Annotated in this window: 19 protein-coding genes; 3 read left to right on the forward strand and 16 right to left on the reverse strand. The window is 66.5% G+C overall.

Features of this window, described 5'->3' with window-relative positions; translation table 11 throughout:
* The first annotated feature begins 87 nt into the window (after positions 1 to 87).
* Both L8G49_RS12600 and L8G49_RS12605 read left to right on the forward strand, forming a co-directional pair.
* Positions 88 to 759 carry a glutathione S-transferase family protein gene (locus tag L8G49_RS12600; RefSeq protein WP_242186170.1) on the forward strand — a complete coding sequence of 224 codons (672 nt, stop codon included), beginning with the start codon at positions 88 to 90 and terminating at the stop codon, positions 757 to 759.
* On the forward strand, positions 746 to 1,117 hold the full coding sequence (locus L8G49_RS12605; protein ID WP_347272062.1) for a tRNA-binding protein: 372 nt from the start codon (positions 746 to 748) through the stop codon (positions 1,115 to 1,117). The genes L8G49_RS12600 and L8G49_RS12605 overlap by 14 nt, the downstream gene beginning before the upstream one ends.
* On the opposite strand, the gene L8G49_RS12610 is transcribed toward L8G49_RS12605, so the two are convergent.
* The 10 genes from L8G49_RS12610 to L8G49_RS12655 all read right to left on the reverse strand — a co-directional run bounded on the left by L8G49_RS12610 (position 1,109) and on the right by L8G49_RS12655 (position 9,578).
* Positions 1,109 to 2,608, reverse strand: coding sequence for a hypothetical protein (locus L8G49_RS12610; RefSeq protein WP_242186172.1), 1,500 nt, complete (start codon positions 2,606 to 2,608; stop codon positions 1,109 to 1,111). The two genes, L8G49_RS12605 and L8G49_RS12610, sit on opposite strands and share 9 nt — an antisense overlap.
* A gap of 35 nt (positions 2,609 to 2,643) precedes the next feature.
* Positions 2,644 to 3,072 carry a hypothetical protein gene (locus tag L8G49_RS12615; protein WP_242138695.1) on the reverse strand — a complete coding sequence of 143 codons (429 nt, stop codon included), beginning with the start codon at positions 3,070 to 3,072 and terminating at the stop codon, positions 2,644 to 2,646.
* An 11-nt stretch (positions 3,073 to 3,083) separates the two neighbouring features.
* Positions 3,084 to 3,620 carry a demethoxyubiquinone hydroxylase family protein gene (locus tag L8G49_RS12620; RefSeq protein ID WP_242138694.1) on the reverse strand — a complete coding sequence of 179 codons (537 nt, stop codon included), beginning with the start codon at positions 3,618 to 3,620 and terminating at the stop codon, positions 3,084 to 3,086.
* A complete protein-coding gene (locus tag L8G49_RS12625) occupies positions 3,617 to 4,090 on the reverse strand; it encodes a disulfide bond formation protein B (protein WP_242186173.1) in 474 nt (157 codons plus the stop codon). The genes L8G49_RS12620 and L8G49_RS12625 overlap by 4 nt, the downstream gene beginning before the upstream one ends.
* 1 nt (position 4,091) lies before the next feature.
* Complete coding sequence (locus tag L8G49_RS12630; protein WP_242186175.1) at positions 4,092 to 5,435, reverse strand: S41 family peptidase; 1,344 nt, start codon at positions 5,433 to 5,435, stop codon at positions 4,092 to 4,094.
* Positions 5,436 to 5,541: 106 nt separating this feature from the next.
* Positions 5,542 to 6,729, reverse strand: a complete 1,188-nt coding sequence (locus tag L8G49_RS12635; RefSeq protein WP_347272063.1) for a peptidoglycan DD-metalloendopeptidase family protein — start codon at positions 6,727 to 6,729, stop codon at positions 5,542 to 5,544.
* Complete coding sequence (locus L8G49_RS12640; protein WP_242186176.1) at positions 6,726 to 7,148, reverse strand: 23S rRNA (pseudouridine(1915)-N(3))-methyltransferase RlmH; 423 nt, start codon at positions 7,146 to 7,148, stop codon at positions 6,726 to 6,728. The genes L8G49_RS12635 and L8G49_RS12640 overlap by 4 nt, the downstream gene beginning before the upstream one ends.
* A 48-nt stretch (positions 7,149 to 7,196) precedes the next feature.
* Positions 7,197 to 7,589: a ribosome silencing factor gene (gene rsfS / locus L8G49_RS12645; protein WP_242138767.1), complete on the reverse strand. Its 393-nt coding sequence runs from the start codon at positions 7,587 to 7,589 to the stop codon at positions 7,197 to 7,199.
* A gap of 26 nt (positions 7,590 to 7,615) precedes the next feature.
* Positions 7,616 to 8,227, reverse strand: a complete 612-nt coding sequence (locus tag L8G49_RS12650) for a nicotinate-nucleotide adenylyltransferase (protein WP_242138766.1) — start codon at positions 8,225 to 8,227, stop codon at positions 7,616 to 7,618.
* Positions 8,228 to 8,309: 82 nt separating this feature from the next.
* Complete coding sequence (locus L8G49_RS12655; protein WP_242186177.1) at positions 8,310 to 9,578, reverse strand: glutamate-5-semialdehyde dehydrogenase; 1,269 nt, start codon at positions 9,576 to 9,578, stop codon at positions 8,310 to 8,312.
* A 70-nt stretch (positions 9,579 to 9,648) separates the two neighbouring features.
* On the opposite strand from L8G49_RS12655, the gene L8G49_RS12660 reads away from it, so the two are divergent.
* On the forward strand, positions 9,649 to 10,728 hold the full coding sequence (locus L8G49_RS12660) for a DUF3667 domain-containing protein (RefSeq protein WP_242186178.1): 1,080 nt from the start codon (positions 9,649 to 9,651) through the stop codon (positions 10,726 to 10,728).
* A gap of 4 nt (positions 10,729 to 10,732) precedes the next feature.
* On the opposite strand, the gene L8G49_RS12665 is transcribed toward L8G49_RS12660, so the two are convergent.
* The 6 genes from L8G49_RS12665 to ptsP all read right to left on the reverse strand — a co-directional run bounded on the left by L8G49_RS12665 (position 10,733) and on the right by ptsP (position 18,730).
* Positions 10,733 to 11,080, reverse strand: a complete 348-nt coding sequence (locus L8G49_RS12665) for a hypothetical protein (protein ID WP_242186179.1) — start codon at positions 11,078 to 11,080, stop codon at positions 10,733 to 10,735.
* A gap of 186 nt (positions 11,081 to 11,266) precedes the next feature.
* Complete coding sequence (gene ftsH / locus L8G49_RS12670) at positions 11,267 to 13,219, reverse strand: ATP-dependent zinc metalloprotease FtsH (protein WP_242186181.1); 1,953 nt, start codon at positions 13,217 to 13,219, stop codon at positions 11,267 to 11,269.
* A gap of 81 nt (positions 13,220 to 13,300) precedes the next feature.
* On the reverse strand, positions 13,301 to 14,335 hold the full coding sequence (gene tilS, locus L8G49_RS12675; RefSeq protein WP_242186184.1) for a tRNA lysidine(34) synthetase TilS: 1,035 nt from the start codon (positions 14,333 to 14,335) through the stop codon (positions 13,301 to 13,303).
* Between the two features lies 1 nt (position 14,336).
* Positions 14,337 to 15,350 (reverse strand): hypothetical protein, encoded by a 1,014-nt coding sequence (locus L8G49_RS12680; RefSeq protein WP_242186389.1) that lies wholly within the window; start codon positions 15,348 to 15,350, stop codon positions 14,337 to 14,339.
* Between the two features lie 52 nt (positions 15,351 to 15,402).
* Positions 15,403 to 16,350 carry a helix-turn-helix domain-containing protein gene (locus L8G49_RS12685; RefSeq protein WP_242186186.1) on the reverse strand — a complete coding sequence of 316 codons (948 nt, stop codon included), beginning with the start codon at positions 16,348 to 16,350 and terminating at the stop codon, positions 15,403 to 15,405.
* 109 nt (positions 16,351 to 16,459) lie between these two features.
* Positions 16,460 to 18,730 (reverse strand): phosphoenolpyruvate--protein phosphotransferase, encoded by a 2,271-nt coding sequence (ptsP, locus tag L8G49_RS12690; RefSeq protein WP_242138683.1) that lies wholly within the window; start codon positions 18,728 to 18,730, stop codon positions 16,460 to 16,462.
* Positions 18,731 to 18,775: the final 45 nt, after the last annotated feature.

Below are 18,775 nucleotides of genomic sequence, written 5' to 3' on the forward strand. Positions count from 1 at the left end.
AGCATGGTCTTGCTGTGCCAGTCGGTCGACCGATAAATCCCCTGCGCCATCTTCCCCCTGCGGCGTGCAGCTTCTACCACGGCGGGCATGTGGCAACTTTACCAATTCCCGCTCTGCCCGTTCTCGCGCAAGGTCCGGCTCCTGCTCGGCGAGAAGGGCATCGGCTATGAACTCGTCCGCGAGAGCCCGTGGGAGCGCCGCGACGAATTCCTCGACATGAACCCGGCCGGGCAGGTGCCGGTGCTCGCCGACCAGTCACGCGGGATTTTGCTGATGGATTCCATGGCGATCTGCGAATATCTCGAGGAGACGGTCGAGAAGTCCGCCATGATCAACGGCACCGCGACCAGCCGCGCCGAAATCCGCCGCCTCGTCGCCTGGTTCGATTCGCAATTCTTCGCCGACATCGTCGCGCCGTTGCTCCATGAGCGCATGGAGAAGCGGCTCGTCACCAAGGAGCCGCCCGACTCGAAGCGGCTGCGCGATGCGATGAAGGCGGCGGTGCGGCATCTCGATTATACCGATTATCTGCTCGACCATCACAACTGGATGGCGGGCGCGACGATGAGCCTCGCCGATCTCGCCGCCGCGGCGCAGATTTCGGTCGCGGACTATCTCGGCGGGATCGACTGGAAGAACCACGAACAGACCGCGAAATGGTATCGCGGGTTCAAGAGCCGCCCGAGCTTCCGCCCGCTGCTGTCCGAGCGGATGGAGGGAATCATGGCGCCGAAACATTATGACGATGTCGACTTCTGAACCTGCGCCCCCCGAAGTCCCTGGCCAGATCAGCTTCGAGGACTTCCGCAAGGTCGATATCCGTGTCGGCACGATCGTCGAGGCGCTGCCCTTCCCCCAGGCGCGCAAGCCCGCGTTCCGACTGGTGATCGACTTCGGGCCGGAGATCGGCCTCAAGCGATCCTCGGCCCAGATTACCGTCCATTATACCCTGGAAACCCTCGTCGGGCGGCAAGTCGCCGCGGTCGTGAACTTCCCGCCCCGGCAGATTGGCCCGGTGATGTCGGATGTCCTTACGCTCGGGTTTCCGGATGCGGAGGGCGAGGTCGTGCTGCTCCAGCCGGGCCACGGCGTTCCCGATGGCGGACGCTTATTCTAGCGCGATCCGTTCCGCCCGGCGTGTCTGCCACACGATCAACGCCAGCAGCGGCAGCACAATATCGAGATAAAGCGCAAAGCTGAACCACGCACCCCACCCTCCATAGCGGTTGAGCACCGTGGCAAGCGTACCGCGCAGGAACATCGCCTCGAAATTGCTCGTCCACACCGGGCTGGCCAGCGCCTCGGACGCGAACATGTCCGTGCTGGTGATGATCAGGTTGATCACGATGGAAACCCCCAGCAGGGCAACGGCCGCCCAGCGCAGCGCTTGCCGCCGGAGCGCGGCCCATGAAGGCGCAAGCCCGATCGCCAGGAACGGGATTGCCGGCACCGAGTGGCGCGGACCGACCGAAGCGCCGCCGTCCCAATAATAATAGGATGCGTTGATCGACAGCACGATGGCGATCACCGCGATCGCCAGGCAACCGAGATCACGGGTGGTCCTGTCCCGGACCATCAGTCCGAGGCCGACCGCACCCAGTACCAGGACCGGCGCGACCCACAACAAACCGCGCCGAAGCCCGAACAGGATCTCCCAGACGACAAACGGCTTGGGGTAGGTCAGCCCGAACAGCCCCTCGTTCATTCCCTTGAAGCCCACGACACCCTGGTAGCCTAGGACGAACGGCGTACCGAACGCCACCTGATCATAGGCAAGCACCGGCAGCACCGCGACACCCGCCATGACCCCCGCAACCGCATACATCCGAAGCCGGATCGGGCGGGTCACCCCACGTGTCCGCCACGAGGCCCAGACCCCGATCGCGACCCCCGCCAGCGCCGCCTGGAATTCGATCGCCACCGCGAACCCGAGCGCGAGTCCCGCCATCACCGGATATCGCCAGCGCCGCAGCTCGCGTGCGCCCGCCGTCCCACGCCAGATTGCCCAGGTCGCGATCAGGAAAAGCGCGGCGACGGGGGCATGGCCGAACAACGTCGTCGACCAGCCCCAGACGACCGATCCCAACGCATACCCCAGCGCGGCAAACACTCCGGCCGCCGGGCTGCCGGTCAGTCCCGTACCGAGGTCGAGCAGCAGCACGGCGGCAAAGGCGGTCAGGACGGCGGAACTGTAGGCAACCGCGAGCGACAGCCGCACGCCCAGAAATGTGCGAAGCCGCGGGTTGGCGATATCGATCACCTCGTCCAGCGACTGTTTGCCGGTCGCCGCATTGGCCGCCCAGACCGCCGGCACCGCGATCAGCGTCATGCCCGGCGCCTTGTCCATGTAATAGTGGCGCATCGCGCCCGTGCCGAACTGCGCCTTGTCGATCGTCAGCGACTGGTACCGGTCGATCTTCGCATCCCCACGTTCGACCAGCGATATCGCGGCGAACAGGCGGGTCGCGTTGTTCGGATTGAACGCATAGGAGCCGAACCACACGCACGACAGCCACACGAGCACGAACAGCATCAGCGCGACCCCGTGCGGGCCACGCGCATCGGCGCTCACGCCGCGCGGGCGGGCAGCGATCCCCGAATCAGCCAACGATGATCAGCCTCGAACCGCCCGGCGCGGCCAGACTATTCAAGGGCCCTGTCGACCGCGCGCTGGTCGGCCTTGGCGGCCTGTTTCTCGCGCTTATACTGCTGCCCGCGTTGCGCCAGGCACCCCGTCGCGCCGCCGGCGCCGACGTTGGAGCAGCTGCCGATCCCTTCCACCCCGACCTTGTCGTTGGCCTGCGCCTTGGCGGCCCAGCTCTCGTTCTGCGGCGTCACCTCGAGTTCCCGCAACTCCTTCGGAATGCGGAACTGCTCGCCTGGCGGACGGCGAACACACACGACGATCTCGTTGCCATTCGCATCGGTCGGGCACTTCTGGCTGCCGTAGATGGTCAGGGTCGGTGCGGGCACGTTCTGCGCGGCGACCGGCGTCGGTACCAGCAGGCCGGGGACCGAAACCGTGAGGGCGGTCGCGGCGAGCGTCAGCCGGGTAAACAGGGGGCGGGTCATCACTCTCTCCGTCAAATACGTTTGGCTGTGGCGATGGCCACCTTGCAGCCGAGCCGGATCAGACCGCTCAATACGGGGTAGCCCACTGCGTTTTCCGCGCCGGCGGCCAGCGCGGTTTCGCGATGTTCGACTTCCTCCGCCTGGAAATCGCGGATCGCGTCCGACAATTCCGGGTCGCTGTCGCCCAGCGCTACCAGCTGGTCCTCATAATGCTTGTCGATCTCGGTCTCGACCGCCGCGGTACACGCCATCGCGGCCTCCGGACTGATCGCCGCGGTGATCGCTCCCAACGCAAACCCCGCAACGTTCCAGACGGGTTCCAGCAAGGTGGGACGCACGCTGCGGCGTGCCATCATCGCATCGAAGAACGCGCGGTGGCGCTCCTCCTGGTTGGCCATGCCGGCAATCGCCCGCGCCGCCGGGCTGCGATCGCCCAGGACGGCCAGCTGTCCCGCATAGATCCGTGTCGCCCCGAATTCGCCGGCCTGATCGACCCGGATCATCGACCGGCTCGCACGCCGCGCATCGCCTGGCTTCCAGCCGCTCATGATCGTTTTCCTCGCATCGTCCAGAAGATGGCGATTGCCCCCGCGATCGAAAAGACCGCGTTGAACCCCGCGAGCGAAATACCGCCGAGCCGCCATTGGGCCACGTCGCACCGCACGATCGGCGCCTTCATGATCGATTCGAGCGTGACGGGGCCGGTCATCGTCGATGTGCATTCGGTAAACCCCTGCCACCAGTGATATTCGACCCCGGCATGAAACACCCCGATCAGCCCGCTGACCAGGATCGCAACGCCCGCAAGCGCCACCAGCAGCCGTTGCGCCGTCCGCCCCGGGGCCACGAAGGCGAGCGCCGCCAGGACGATCGCTGCGGCATGGGGATAGCGCTGGAACCAGCATAGTTCGCAGGGATACAGCTTGCCGACATATTGCGACACCAGGGCCCCGCCGAGCAGGGCGACCGGCACGAGCAATGCCAGCAGGCGTGCGGTTGGGAAGCGGTCTCGCGTCATCCTACTTCGCCGCCGTTGCCGAACGCGGTGCCGCGCTGCTTAGACGCCCGATCGTCTGCAACGCATAACTCAACTGGAAATCGTCGATCCCCTTGGCCTTGAGCTGGTCCGGGGTGGCGCCAAAGCGCGGATCCGTCTTGGTATCTTCCTCGATCGCAGCGTTGTCCGCCTTGACTTCGTTGATCAGATGGCGGCGCAGATCGTCTTCGCGGAACACCGGCCGCGACTTGTAATCCGGATCGGAAATCTGCGGCACCGCGATATCGGGTTCGATCCCGCCTTCCTGGACCGAACGGCCCGACGGCGTGTAGTAGCGCGAAGTGGTCAGCCGCAGCGCCGCATTGGCACCCAGGTCGATCACGGTCTGGACCGAGCCCTTGCCAAACGACCGCTCGCCCATGACCAGCGCGCGGTGATGGTCCTGCAGCGCGCCCGCGACGATCTCCGAGGCCGAAGCCGTCCCCGCATTGGTCAACACGATGATCGGCAGGCCATGCGCAAGGTCACCCTTGACGTAGCTTTCGGCGTAGAACGGCTCGATATCGGACTTGTCCCGCCCGCGCTGCGAGACGATCTCACCGCTGCTGAGGAAATTGTCGGCGACCGCGATCGATTCATCCCGCAGCCCCCCGCCATTGTCGCGCAGATCGACGACATAGCCCAGCGGATCATGCCCGATCTGCTTCTGGATGCCCTTGATCGCGGCGGTCACCGCATCGCCGGTATGTTCCGAAAAGGCATTGATGTTGATGATGCCGACACCGTCCTTGACGCTCCATTTGACGGGTTTCTGCACGATCTTCTCGCGGACCAGCGCGACCTCGATCGGTTTGTCGCGACCCGGGCGCAACAGGGTGAGGCTCACCTTAGAGCCGGGCGCACCGCGCATCTGCGTGATCGCCTCGTCGAGCGTCTGGCCGAAGATCAGCTTGCCGTTGATATGCGTGATGTAATCCCCGGACTTGATCCCGGCGCGCCAGCCCGGCGAATCCTCCTGCGGCGCGATGACCTTGATCGCGCCGTCCTGCATCGTCACGGTCAGGCCAAGCCCGCCATAACTGCCAAGTGTCTGGATCCGCAGATTGTCGTAGTCGAGCCCGGTCTCATACGCACTGTGCGGGTCGAGTGCCGCCAGCATGCCGTCGATCGCACCCTTGACCAGCGTCTTGTCGTCGACCTTGTCGACATATTCCGCCTTTACGCGATTATAGACGTCGAGGAATACCGACATCTCGCGATAGGTCCCCGTATCGACCGCGGCCATCGCGCTGGTGCCGACCGGCACGATCGCCAGTACCGCCGCAATGGCGGAGGCTTGCAGCAGGGACGTGGAAAAGCGCGACATCGGCGAATACTCGAACGGCAAGAGGGTATCGAGGCACCGTAGCCGGGTTTACGTCATGGTCAAAGCACAGGACGCATGAACCGCAGCGGAACGAGCCTTACCGCGATCAGCCGAGCAGCGGGGTCATGTCGACCGGCCGGTCGCGCCGCCGCAGTTCGACGGTAATGCGGGCAGCTGGCCCCGAGGCGGCCGTGCCGATGCGTGCCCCCTGGTCGACGCGCGCGCCGACCGCGACCGTGGCTTGCCCCAGTCCCGCCAGGAGCGACGTCCATCCACCGCCATGATCCAGGATGATGACGACCCCATAGCCCCGAAACGGCCCGGCAAAGGCAACGCGGCCCGCCGCAGGTGCGACGATGTCCGCCCCTTCCCCCGTCGAGAGAGTCAGCCCGCGCGATCGTACGCCGGCATCGGACAGTTCGCCGAACCCGATGACGACCCGACCCCGGACCGGCAGGCGATAGGGTGCGCCGCCGCCCCACCCGCCCCGACCCATCGACAGGGTCGCGCCCGGTCGCAAGGGGCGTGGAACGGGTCCGGGAAGCGCAGCGAGCTGTTGCAATGTCGCCGTCTGGGTATCGGCCTGGTCCATCGAATCGACGATGTCGCGCGCCGTCTCCCCCAGGGCAATCGCGCGATCCGATTCAAACAAGGCGTCCCGCCCGAGCGCCTGCGCGCGCGCGCGATGCGTCGCCTCTAGCCGGGTAAGCGCGAGCCGCTGCTCCTCGAGTTGGAACCGGCTTCTGGAGAGAGCCTGGCCCGCGAGCATGGCCTGCGCCTGCAACGTCCGCGTCTGCGCCACCTCGCCACGGATACCCTGCGTCTTCTCGCGGATTACCGGCAGCGTGCTGGCCAGCACGGCACGAACGTGAACGAGATCTTCGATCGATCCAGGTTGCACCACGCTGATGATGGCCGGTCGCCGCGCGAGGGATTGCAACGCCGCCAACAGCCGGGCGATCGGCTGCTGCTGCAGCGCAAGCCGTCCGCGCTGGTCCTCGAGCAGGCGATCGACGATCGCCACCCTTGCCTGCCCGGCGACGATATCCGCCTCGGCCTGCTGGATCCGGGCAACGACCGCAGCCTCGCGCGCCTGCGCTTGCCGCGCCAGATCCTGCTCCGATGATGCCCGTCGTTCCAACACCATGGAGCGCGCCGCCGCCGCGGCGGATTCGATCTTGGCGCGGGCCAGCAATGCGCGGTGATCGATCGACTGTTGCGCGGGCGCGCCGCTGCCGACAGCGATCCCGCTGAGCGCGACCGCAACCATGCGCGCGCGTACCCGCATGCTCATCCCTCGCGGTGATACGGATGGTTGGCAAGAATGCTGGTCGCGCGCCACAATTGCTCCGCCAACATCGCGCGTGCCAGCAGATGCGGCCATGTCGCGCGGCCAAAGCTGAGCAGGAGGTCGGCGCTGCCGCGCGCCACCTCGTCAAAGCCGTCCGCTGCGCCGATCAGGAAGCGAGTTTCGCGAACCCCGGAATCGCGCCATTTTTCCAGCGTTGTCGCGATGTCTCGCGATGGCAGCACGACCCCCGTCTCGTCCAGCATCACGATACGCGTCCCAGGGTCGACCGCGGGCATCTTGCCGCCGACATCGGGAAGCTCCGTCAGCCGGTACGGCCAGGACAGACGTTTGACATAGCGCTCGACCAGTTCGGCCTCGGGCCCTCGCCCGATCCGCCCGCGCGCAACGATATGCAGCAGCATCGGCCCCCACCTGTCCGACCGTTCGCGCCGCGGCGCGAACGGCGCGCTTTACGCTTCGGCGCCGAACGGATCGGGCGCGACGGGCGGCGTAGGCGCGTCGCCAAACGCCCACATCCGCTCCAGATTATAGAAGCTGCGGACTTCCGGGCGGAACAGATGGACGATCACGTCGCCCGCATCGATCAGCACCCAGTCGGCGGTCGGCAGGCCTTCGATCCGGGTCGAGCGGCGGAGTTCGCCCTTGATCTTCTCGGACAGCTTCTGCGCCATCGACGCGACCTGACGGGTCGAACGACCGCTGGCGATCACCATATAGTCGGCAATGGTCGATTTGCCCGCCAGCGGGATGGAAATGGTGTCGACCGCCTGGTCATCGTCGAGCGACGCGAGCACGAGCCGATGCAGCGCCTCGACCTCATCGGGTTCGGACGCGCGATACACAGGAGAAGATGAGGCCAAGTCGGTTCCTATTCAGCAGAGACAGCATCTGGCAGGAAATGCCGCTGCCAGGCGGGGTCGGCAGCACGAAGCTGCGTCGCGGAGCGCGGGTCGGGGCGGAAGCGCAACAGCACGAGGGCCGGCAATCTCCACTGCGTCCAGTTCTTCGCCTGGTGTGCGGGCCGACGAGCGCGCCGCAACCAACCCATCGCGGGGGCCGCGAGAGCATCCCTGTCATACCCCGGACGCGCGATGACCGCAATCGGAACCTGACGGGCGATGTCGCGCCATCCTTTCCATTGATCGAACTGCGCCAGATTGTCCGAACCCATCAGCCAGATGAACCGAGTCTTCGGGTACAGCCGCCGCAGTTTCGCGACCGTATCCACGGTGTAGCGCGTGCCGATCCGTTGCTCGATCGCGCTCACCCGGATCGGCGCATGCCGTGCCATCCGTGTCGCCGAGGCGAAGCGGGCCGCAAAGGGCGCCATGTCCCCGCGCGCTTCCTTGAGCGGATTGCCGGGCGACACCAGCCACCACACTTCGTCCAGTCCCAATGCGGCAAGCGCGGCAAGACTGATCGCGCGATGTCCTGCATGCGCGGGATTGAACGATCCACCGAGAATACCGACGCGGGTCACCGTACGCCCACAGCCGACGAACGGCGCATCGATCCCGCCGCGCTGATCTCCAGTCGTGCGGGGCAATACCCGCTGCTCGCAATCAACCGCGCACCTGCCCGGTGCCATAGCCGACCCATTTGTAGGTCGTCAGGCCTTCCAGTGCGACGGGCCCTCGGGCGTGCAGCCGTCCGGTCGAGATGCCGATTTCGGCTCCCAGCCCGAATTCGGCACCGTCGGCGAATTGGGTCGAGGCGTTCCACAGCACGATCGCGCTGTCCACTTCCGACAGAAAGCGCTCGGCAGTGGACGCATCGGAAGCGACGATCGCATCCGTATGATTCGATCCGTGGCGCTGGATATGGGCGATCGCACCGTCCACTCCATCGACCAGGCCAGCCGACGCGATCGCTTCGAGATATTCCGTGTCCCAATCCGCGTCGGTCGCCCGCGGCAAGTCCGGGTGTAGCAGTGCCAGGCCGTCGTCAAGCCGCACTTCGCACCCCGCACCGGACAGTGCAGCAACCAGCCCGGCGGCATCGCCGTACGCCCGGTCGATCAGCAACGTCTCCATTGCGCCACACACGCCGGTGCGCCGAAGCTTGGCATCCCGGACGATCGCCTCGGCCATCAGCGGGTCCGCCGAGGCATCGACATAGACGTGGTTGATCCCGTCGAGATGCGCGAGCACCGGCACCCGCGCCTCGGCCCGAACCCGCGCGACGAGCCCCTTGCCACCACGCGGAACGATCAGATCGATTGCCGCCCCGCCTGCGGATCCGTCGGCCTGCAACAGCGCGCCGACGGCCGCCCGATCGGTCGTCTGCACGAGCTGGACCGCATCCGCAGGTACGCCCTGGCCTTCAAGGCCGGCAACGATCGCCGCGTGGATCGCACGGTTGCTCCCGATCGCTTCGGATCCCCCGCGCAGGATCACCGCGTTACCCGCCATCACCGCCAGCGCCGCCGCATCGGCGGTCACGTTCGGTCGACTTTCGAAAATGATCCCGATGACGCCGATCGGCACGCGGACCCGACGCAGAACCAGCCCGTTCGGGCGCGTCGTCTCGTCGATTGCCGTACCGACCGGGTCTGTCAGGCCAGCGACCGCGGCGACCCCGTCGGCCATGGCGCGAACCCGGGCGGAATCGAGGTGCAAACGATCGAGCATCGCTGCCGACAGGCCCGTGGCCGTGGCGGTCGCCATGTCATGGGCATTGGCCGCCAGGATACTCGCCTCGGCGTCCCGCAGCGCCTGGGCCGCCTGCCGTAGCGCCGCCGCCTTGATGGCGGTCGGCAGGCTGGCGAGGATCCGGGCAGCCGCGCGCGCACGCTGGGCGAGGTCTGCGACGAGAGCGGTTGCATCGGTCATTACGGTCTCGCTATCATGGGATCGGGGACCGCGGCAAAGCCAATTTGCGCCGCGCAGACGGGGACGAAGCATGACGGGAGACCTTGCGGCGGCAGGCGACGTGGCGACAGGAATGCTGGTCGCCCACGCGATCGACCCCAAGACGAGTGCCGTTCCCGCTGCGGCGGTCCAGCCGTTGTGCCTCAATTGCGGAACCCGCCTTGCCGGCGAATTCTGCCATCGGTGCGGGCAGACCCAGCATATCCACCGCACCCTTGCGTCGATCGGCCACGATCTGCTCCACGGCGTCTTCCATTTCGAAGGGAAGATCTGGCGGACGTTGCCCATGCTCTTCACGCGTCCCGGCGCGCTGACGCGACGCTATATCGCGGGCGAGCGCGCGCGCTTCGTGTCGCCGCTCGCGTTGTTCCTGTTTTCGGTGTTCCTGATGGTGGCGACGTTCGAGACCGTCGGCGGCCCGATCGGCGGCAACAGCAGCGCCGAGCGCAAGGCTGCGTCGCTGACCCCGGCCAGGCTGGAACGGGATATCGCCGATACCACGAGCAAGATCACGGCGCTCGATACCGAGCGGGCGGTGCTGGCAGCCACCGGCCAGAGCACGGCAAGGCTCGACATCAAGCTGAACGCGCTCCGCGATACACAGCGCGGCCTGCAATCGGCCAAGGCGCTGACCCAAGGCGATTTTTCACAACCCCTCCTGAATACAAGCGTGCACAGCGGAAACGCCGTGCTCGACGAACGCGTGACGCATGCGCTGAAGGAACCAAAGCTGTTCCTCTACAAGCTGCAGTCCACCGCCTATAAGTTCAGCTGGGCGCTGATCCCCATCTCGCTACCCTTCATCTGGCTGCTCTTTGCGTTCCGGCGCGATGTCGGCCCTTATGATCACGCCATCTTCGCCATCTATTCGCTGTCGGCGATGACGATGGGCACGGTCGTCCTGACGATCCTGAGCGCGATCGGGGTTCCCGGGGGCCTGATCGGCACGGTGTTCGTGTTCGGGCCGCCTTTCCACATGTATCGCCAGCTCAAGGGCGCGTACGGGCTTGGGCGGCTGGGGGCTCTGTGGCGGACGGTTGCGCTCGTCCTCTCTGCCTATTTGGCTGGCCTGCTGTTTTTCGTCGCGATCCTCGGGCTGATCGCGGAATAACCGATCATCCGCACGGATACCGGCGTTGCATGATCGCTGCAAAGGCCGTTGCGACGTCCTGTGACCGACGTGCAAGCGGGATCGCTTCGAGATCCGCCACCAACGCCCGCGCGTCGATCCTAGCCTTGCCCAGCGGCGGCGGACAGCTGCGCGGAGGACGTCCGGCAACGCGATCCGCCTCGACCTGGTCGCGGTACGATTGCGCGGCCGCCTTGATCTCGGCCCGGATCGTCGGGAGATCGGGCGCGCGGGTCGCTCGCGCGCCTTTGGCTGGCAGGGCCTTCGCCTCGGCGAGAAACGCCTCGACCGTCATCGCCATGGCGGCGACCGGGACGCAGGCGGTCGTTGCCAAAATCGCCCCGTAAAGAACGCTTCGTCCGAAAAACCGATTGCCCATCCGCAACCTGGTGGCATGCGCCGGGACCGAACGAAATACCGCGCGCCGGTGCTTTGCGCCCAAACGCCTTCGAACTTCGCCAGACGTAAAAAGGGGCGCCATCCCGATGCCGGAATGACGCCCCTAATGGCTCACGGATGGTCAGGCGCCAGCGGGCGCCGGGCTGCCGAAGGGGCCCCCACCCTTGGGACGGCGGGTCTTCGGGATCGAGGTGCCAGCACCCGGAACCGACGGGCTCTTCGGCCCATCATCGCGCGAGATGCTGCCGTCGGCGATCAGCGCCTTGATCTCGTCACCCGACAACGTCTCATATTCCAGCAGCGCGCCGGCGAGCAGATGAAGCTGGTCGATATGATGCGTCAGCAGATGCTTGGCGCGATCGAGACCACCCTGGACGATCGACTTGATCTCGTCGTCGATCAACTGCGCCGTCTGGTTCGACATACGGACCGGCTGAGAGCTCGAATAGCCAAGGAACGACTCCCCCTCGGGCTGCGAATATTCGACCGGACCGACCTTGTCCGACATGCCCCATTTGGTGACCATGTCGCGGGCCAGACCCGTCGCATATTGGATGTCCGACGACGCCCCCGACGAGACCTTGTCATAGCCGAAGATAACTTCCTCGGCGACACGGCCCCCCATCGCGACCGCGAGGTTCGCATACATCTTGTCGCGGTGATAGCTGTACGAATCGCGCTCCGGCAGGCGCATCACCATGCCCAGCGCACGACCGCGCGGGATGATCGTCGCCTTGTGGATCGGATCGGATGCGGCCTCGTGGATCGACACGATCGCGTGACCGGCTTCGTGATAGGCGGTCATCCGCTTCTCGTCCTCGGTCATGACCATCGACCGACGCTCGGCGCCCATCATGACCTTGTCCTTGGCTTCCTCGAATTCGGCCATCGCGACCAGCCGCTTGCCCTTGCGCGCTGCGGTCAGCGCCGCCTCGTTGACGAGGTTGGCAAGATCCGCACCCGAGAAGCCCGGCGTACCGCGCGCAATGACGCGGGCGTCGACGTCGGGTGCCAGCGGCACCTTCTTCATGTGCACTTCAAGGATCTTGATACGACCTTCGATATCCGGCCGCGGCACGACGACCTGGCGATCGAAGCGGCCCGGACGCAGCAGTGCGGGATCGAGCACGTCGGGACGGTTGGTCGCCGCGATGATGATGATGCCTTCGTTCGCCTCGAACCCGTCCATCTCGACCAGCAACTGGTTGAGCGTCTGCTCGCGCTCGTCATTGCCGTTGCCGAGCCCGGCGCCGCGATGACGACCGACCGCGTCGATTTCGTCGATGAAGACGATGCAGGGCGCGGACTTCTTGGCTTGCTCGAACATGTCGCGGACACGGCTCGCGCCGACGCCGACGAACATCTCTACGAAGTCCGAACCCGAAATCGTGAAGAAGGGCACGCCCGCCTCACCCGCAATCGCGCGGGCGAGCAAGGTCTTGCCGGTCCCCGGCGAGCCCACAAGCAGCGCACCCTTGGGGATCTTGCCGCCGAGGCGGGCGAACTTGGTCGGGTCCTTGAGGAACTCGACGATCTCCTGCAGCTCCTCGCGCGCTTCGTCGATGCCGGCGACGTCGTCGAAGGTCACGCGACCTTCCTTCTGCGTCAGCATCTTCGCGCGGCTCTTGCCGAAGCCCATCGCGCCCGAACCGGAATTCTTCTGCATCTGGCGCAGGACGAAATAGCCGAGACCGAGGAACAGGAAGAACGGCAGCGACTGCATCAGCAGGATCTGCCAGATCGGTGCGCCCTCTTCGGGCTTGGCACTGATCACGACGCCCTTCTCGCGCAGGCGGTCGGTCAGGCGCGGGTCCTGCGGGGCGAACGTGCGGAACTTGGTGTTGTCGGAATAGGTGCCGGTGACGACCTCGCCCGCGATGTTGACGTCATGCACCGAGCCGCTCTCGACCTTGTCGAGGAACGTCGAATAGGCGATCTGGTTCGAGCCCGTCGTGGCGGTACGGGTGTCGATCAGCGTCACGAACAGCGCCAACGCCACGAGGATGCCGACCCAGATGAGCAGCGACTTCATCCAGGGGTTCGGCCCTTCGGGCGGCTTTTCGTTATCGTTCATGGGTTGATCGTACCTTTCTCGAACTCAGAAGATAAGCACAGAAGGATTAATGGCAATGGAACGCCCGGGTGGAATCGTCGATCAGGGCGATCGACGCGGCGGTTCAGGCCGAAATCGCCAGATACCTCCGCGTGTTGATCCCATCACCCCGCCTTGGGTCGCCGAAACGCCCGCCGCCAGCGACTCGAGCAACGGCTCTATATTAGTGGACAGACCGAACTCCGGGCGGGTGATTCGGCATGATCGGCGGACGTGCAGGATCGCGCGGCGAACCAGCAGGCGCTGGAGGGCGCGCGGCACGTCGCCAATCCGCAGAGCCACACCGTCGCCCCCCTCCGCAACGCGGCGATCGCCCCAGAGCCACTGCGCGGTCTCGTCCAGCGCGTCTTGCGCCTCCCGCGCATGGCTCGCCGCGCGCGCCATTCCGACGGGGTCGAGCCACGGCGTATCTGCGATCAGGCGGCGCACGCGCACCCGTTCGAAGTGGTCGTCATCATTGCTCGGATCATCCGCGAACGGAATTCCCGCCTCCATCACGATCGCGCGCAACTCCGCCCGCCGCCATCCAAGCAACGGGCGGATGACCAGAAAACTCGGATCGGGCGCCCCCGCGGGTCCGTCGACCAGCGTGTGCGGGCGGTCCGGTCGGACGCCGGCAAGTCCGGCCGGCCCACTCCCCCGCACCGCGCGCATCAGGAACGTCTCGGCCTGATCATCGATATGGTGCGCCGTCGCGAGGGCGCGTGCCCCGGTTTCCCCCACCCAACGTCCCAGCAGCTGATAACGGAGCGCCCGCGCCGTGGCCTGGATCGCGGTGGACCCGATCGCATCCCGCAGAATGAGCGTGCGATGCGGCACCGCGGCCGTGGCGCACCAGTGCGCCACCATCGCCGCCTCCTCCACGGCAGCCTGGCGTAACCCGTGATCCACGGTGGCGGCCGAGATGCGACCGGGAAAGGCCCTATTCGCCAGCGCCAGCATCGCCATGCTGTCGGCGCCGCCCGACACCGCCAGGCCGATGGTTGCATCGTCCGCGAGCGGCGCGCCGAGGGTTCGCATCAGATCCGCGGCGAACCGCGCGACCTGCGCCGGATCGAGCCCCGCGGGGCCGGTCATCTCACGAACAGTTCGATGCCGCGCGCCCCTTGGCCACTCCTGCCTTCATCTTGGGGTCGGCATCGACCTTGGCACCATAGGTGCGCTGCAGCTCGGTATAGACCTTGCAAACCTGCGCGGCGGGTTTGTCGAGCTTCACCAGCGACTGCGCGAGATAATAGAGGCTTTCCGGGGCGCGATCGCCATCGGGCCAGGTCTTGTAGCTATCATAGAAGGCCAGGCTGGCGAGCGACGGCTTCCCGTCCTCCAGATACGAACGGCCGAGCAGGTTCTGGGCGTAGCTGGCGCGCTTGTGCTTGGGGTATTTGTTGACCACCGTTTTGAACTGCGCCTCGGCCTCCGGGTAGAGCTTGGCCGCCCACAGGCGATAGCCGTAGAGATAGGTGTCCTCGACCGTGTCGCCGGTTTCCGGCCGCTCGATCGCTGCCACCTGCCCGCTACGATCGGCGGTTGCCGCCGTCGTCCCTCGCGTCGGATTTCCCATCGTCGGCGCGCTCGCATCGCCGGGTGCCGGACGGGACGACGCGCCCGAACCGGACTGGGATCGCCCCGACGCGGGGCGACTGGCGGCAGACTGCTCCATCGTCGAAGGCGCTGCGGACGTATCGCCAAAGCCGCCCGGGCTCGCGGCGGCTGGCGGCGCGGCGGCGCGCGCGGCGGCCGCATCGGCTTCGATCGTCTTGAGCCGTCCCTCGAGCACATCGATCCGGTGCTGATTGGTCTCGGCCTGACCCGTCATCTGGCGAAGCTGCGATTCCAGGGAATCGACGCGTGCGGTAAGATCGGCCACCGGACTTGCCGCCGGCGTCCCGGGAATGACGGTCTGCGCCTGCGCGGGCGTGTTGTCGGGCTGGACATAAGCACCCGCTCCGCCCGGAAAGACCTTGCGCTGCACCGCGCGCATTTCACTCTCGAGACGTCCGACCCGTCCTTCGACGTTGGACTGCGCAACCGCCGGGGTACCGCTCAGTGCGGATGCAACGACCATGAACGAAACAACTGGAAAACGGCGCATCATACACCCCCCGGTGCGAGAAAAGGACAAGACATCGCGCGAACCGTCGATGTCACGGAGCAGGGGTAGCGCCGGTCGACGGCGTCGAGGGTTCAGGCGCCACGGCGGCGGGAGCGGCCATATTCAGCGCCGCGCCCGTCGACGATACGGCGCGTTGCGAAGCGCTCCGTTGGGGCGAATCCGCGGCATTGCCGATGGCCGGAGCGGTACTCCCCGGTGTCGCCACGCCGCGCGCGATCAACGCGGCGGGGTCAACCTTCACGTCTTTGATCGCCCGCTTGCCGTCTCCGAGCGGCGCGATCGGCCGGCCGCCCACCGTCACGCGCAGCTTGTCCGGCCGGCCGACGTTGATCATCGGGCCTACCGCATCGCCTGGCACGGTATAGGCTTCGCCGGATTTCAACGTGCCGATGTAGAGCGTCTTGCCCGCAGCATCATAGACCTTCAGCCAAACCTCATCGGTCGCGGTCAGCACGACCGGACCGTTCCGCGACGTAGGGATCGGCGCGGTCGGGGGCGCGGCGACGGGAACGGTATTCGCGACCGGCGTGGATACGGCAGGCGCGCTTTCCTCGGAGCGGAACAGTGCCGTGCCGTACCACAGCCCGGCGCCGACCAGCAGGATTACCGCGGCGATCAACGCACCGAAAGCCAGGCCCCGCGTCGGCCCCCGGGAGGGCTCGACGATCTCGTAGGTCTGATATTCGGTCCGGCGGGGTGTGCTGGGCTTGTCGACCGTGCCGCGAATGTCGCGACCGATCGCCACCTCGTCCACGCCGACGGCGCGGGCATACGCCTTCGCAAAGCCAACCGAATAGGTGATTGACGGCAGCGCCGCGAAGTTCGACTCCTCGATCGCTTCCAGCTGCCGGACCGGAATACGGGTACGCGCGGCCACCTCGGCCAACGACAATCCCAACGCTTCGCGCGCCTCGCGCAGCCGTTCGCCTGCCGTCTTGGGGAACAGCGTCGCCTCTTCAGGCGGTAACGGATCGGTCATGCAGTCCTCCGGCCGGACGGTTGCGCCCCGGATGCGCCCGGCCCTAGCCAATGTGTCTCACAAAGCGCGCCGAACAAGTCAACGCCTTGCAAGTCCATGCTGCCACGGTTCATGCGAGTTCGACGCCGTGTTGCCGCGCCCAGTCGGTCAACGCGCCGCGCATGTCGCGCGGGGGCGCCTTGAGCAACGTCGCCATATGTGCGGACAGCGCTGCACGATCGAGCGTGCGCACCATCGCCTTGATCGGCCCGACCGCCGCCGGGGTGATCGACAGGCGTTCGATGCCGAGCCCGATCAGCGCCATCGCTTCCAGCGGGCGCCCCCCCATCTCCCCACAGACGGTGAGCTGGACCCCGGCCGCACGAGTCGGCTCGACCAGCCTGGCGAGGAAGCGCAGGATCGCCGCGCTCAGCCAGTCATAGCGCTCGGCCAGCTTCGGGTTGGCCCGGTCCGCCGCGAAGAGGAACTGGGTCAGGTCGTTGGTACCGACCGAGAGGAACGCGACGTTGGGCAAGAGCAGGTCGAGCTGTTCCGCCAGCGCGGGGACTTCCAGCATGGCGCCGTAGCGGATGTCGGTCGGCAGCTTCTTGTTGCGCGTCGACAGCCAGTCACGCTGCGCTTCGAACAACGCGCGCGCTTCATCGAATTCCCACGGTTCGCTGACCATCGGGAACATCACGTTGAGCGTGCGCCCCGCCGCCGCCTCCAGCAGCGCGCGCGCCTGCACCTTCATCAGTCCGCCACGCTCGAGCGCCAGCCGCAGCGCGCGCCAGCCCATCGCCGGATTCTCTTCATCGGCGTCTGCCTTGTTGAGATACGGCAGCGCCTTGTCGCCGCCGATGTCGACCGTGCGGAACACGACCGGGCGATCGCCGGCGGCATCGAGCACGTCGCGGTACAACCGCTGCTGGCGCTCGCGCGACGGCAGCGTTGCGGAGACGAGGAACTGGAATTCGGTACGGAACAGCCCGATCCCGTCCGCCCCGGTCATGTCGAGCGCGGCGACGTCGTCGCGCAGGCCCGCGTTGACCATTACCGTCAGGCGGTGCCCGTCCTTGGTGATCGGCGCCTCGGTCTTGAGCGCGGCGAATACCGCGCGACGCTTCTGGCGCAGTTGCAGCGCGGTATCGAACGCCTCCTCCATGGCCGACGACGGCCGCGCGAACACATTGCCCGCGGTGACGTCGAGCAGCAGCAGATCCCCCTCGCCGACCAGCCGCCGCACGTCGCGCACGCGGCCGAGCACCGGCACCCCCATCGCGCGCGCGACGATCGTGACGTGCGCGGTGAGCGAGCCTTCCTCGAGGATCACGCCCTTGAGGCGACGCCGGTCATATTCGAGCAGCTCGGCAGGCCCGAGGTTGCGCGCGATCAGGATCGTATCCTGCCGCAGCCCCATCTGTGCCGCGGTCCCCATCTGCCCCGATACGATCCTGAGCAACCGGTTCGACAGATCCTCGAGATCGTGCATCCGGTCCGCGAGCAACGGATCGTCGATCTGCCGCATCCGCATCCGGGTGCGCTGCTGGACGCGCTCGATCGCCGCCTCGGCGGTCAGGCCGCTGTCGATCGCCTCGTTGATGCGCCGGCTCCAGCCCTCGTCATAGGCGAACATCTTGTAGGTCTCGAGCACTTCCTCATGTTCACCGCCGCCGCCGAATTCGGCTTGGCTGGCGAGCCGCTCGATCTGGTCGCGCATCTTGTCGAACGCGGCATAGACGCGGTGGCGCTCGGCCTCGGCATCCTCGGCGACGGTATGTTCGACATGGACGCGCGGCTGGTGGAACACGGCGTAGCCGCTCGCCATGCCGTCGACGAGGCGCAACCCCGCGATCCGCATTGGCGCGGTCGACTGCGGGCGCATCGTCGCAGCACCGCTCGCATCGACCAGTTCGGCATTGGCGATGAGTTCGCTCAGCACCATCGCAACGGTCTGCAACGCCTCGATCTCCACATCGTCATAGCGGCGCGACTCGACGTGCTGGACGCACAGCACCCCCACCGCACGTTCGCGGCGGATGATCGGGACGCCGGCGAAACTGTGGAAGCGATCCTCGCCGGTCTCGGGGCGATAGGCGAAATCGGGATGCGACGCGGCTTCATCCAGGTTGAGCGTCTCGACCTGTTCGGCGATCGTGCCGACGAGCCCCTCGCCCAGCGCCATCTTGGTGACATGGACCGCTTCCTGCGCGAGGCCGCGGGTCGCGAACAGTTCGAGCACGCCTTCCCGAAGCAGATAGATCGAGCAGACCTCGCTGGCCATCGCTTCGCCGACGATCCCGACGACCGAATTGAGCTTCGCTTGTGCAGGCGTGCGCGACGCCATCACGTCGTGGAGGCGGACGAGAATTTCTCGGGCGGAGGCGGCAGCAGTTGGCATAGCGAGGCGCTAACAGATTGCTTCGATGCGTTCCATCTTGCGCCG

The organism is Sphingomonas sp. CARO-RG-8B-R24-01 (assembly GCF_022662295.1).
Lineage (GTDB): Bacteria > Pseudomonadota > Alphaproteobacteria > Sphingomonadales > Sphingomonadaceae > Sphingomonas.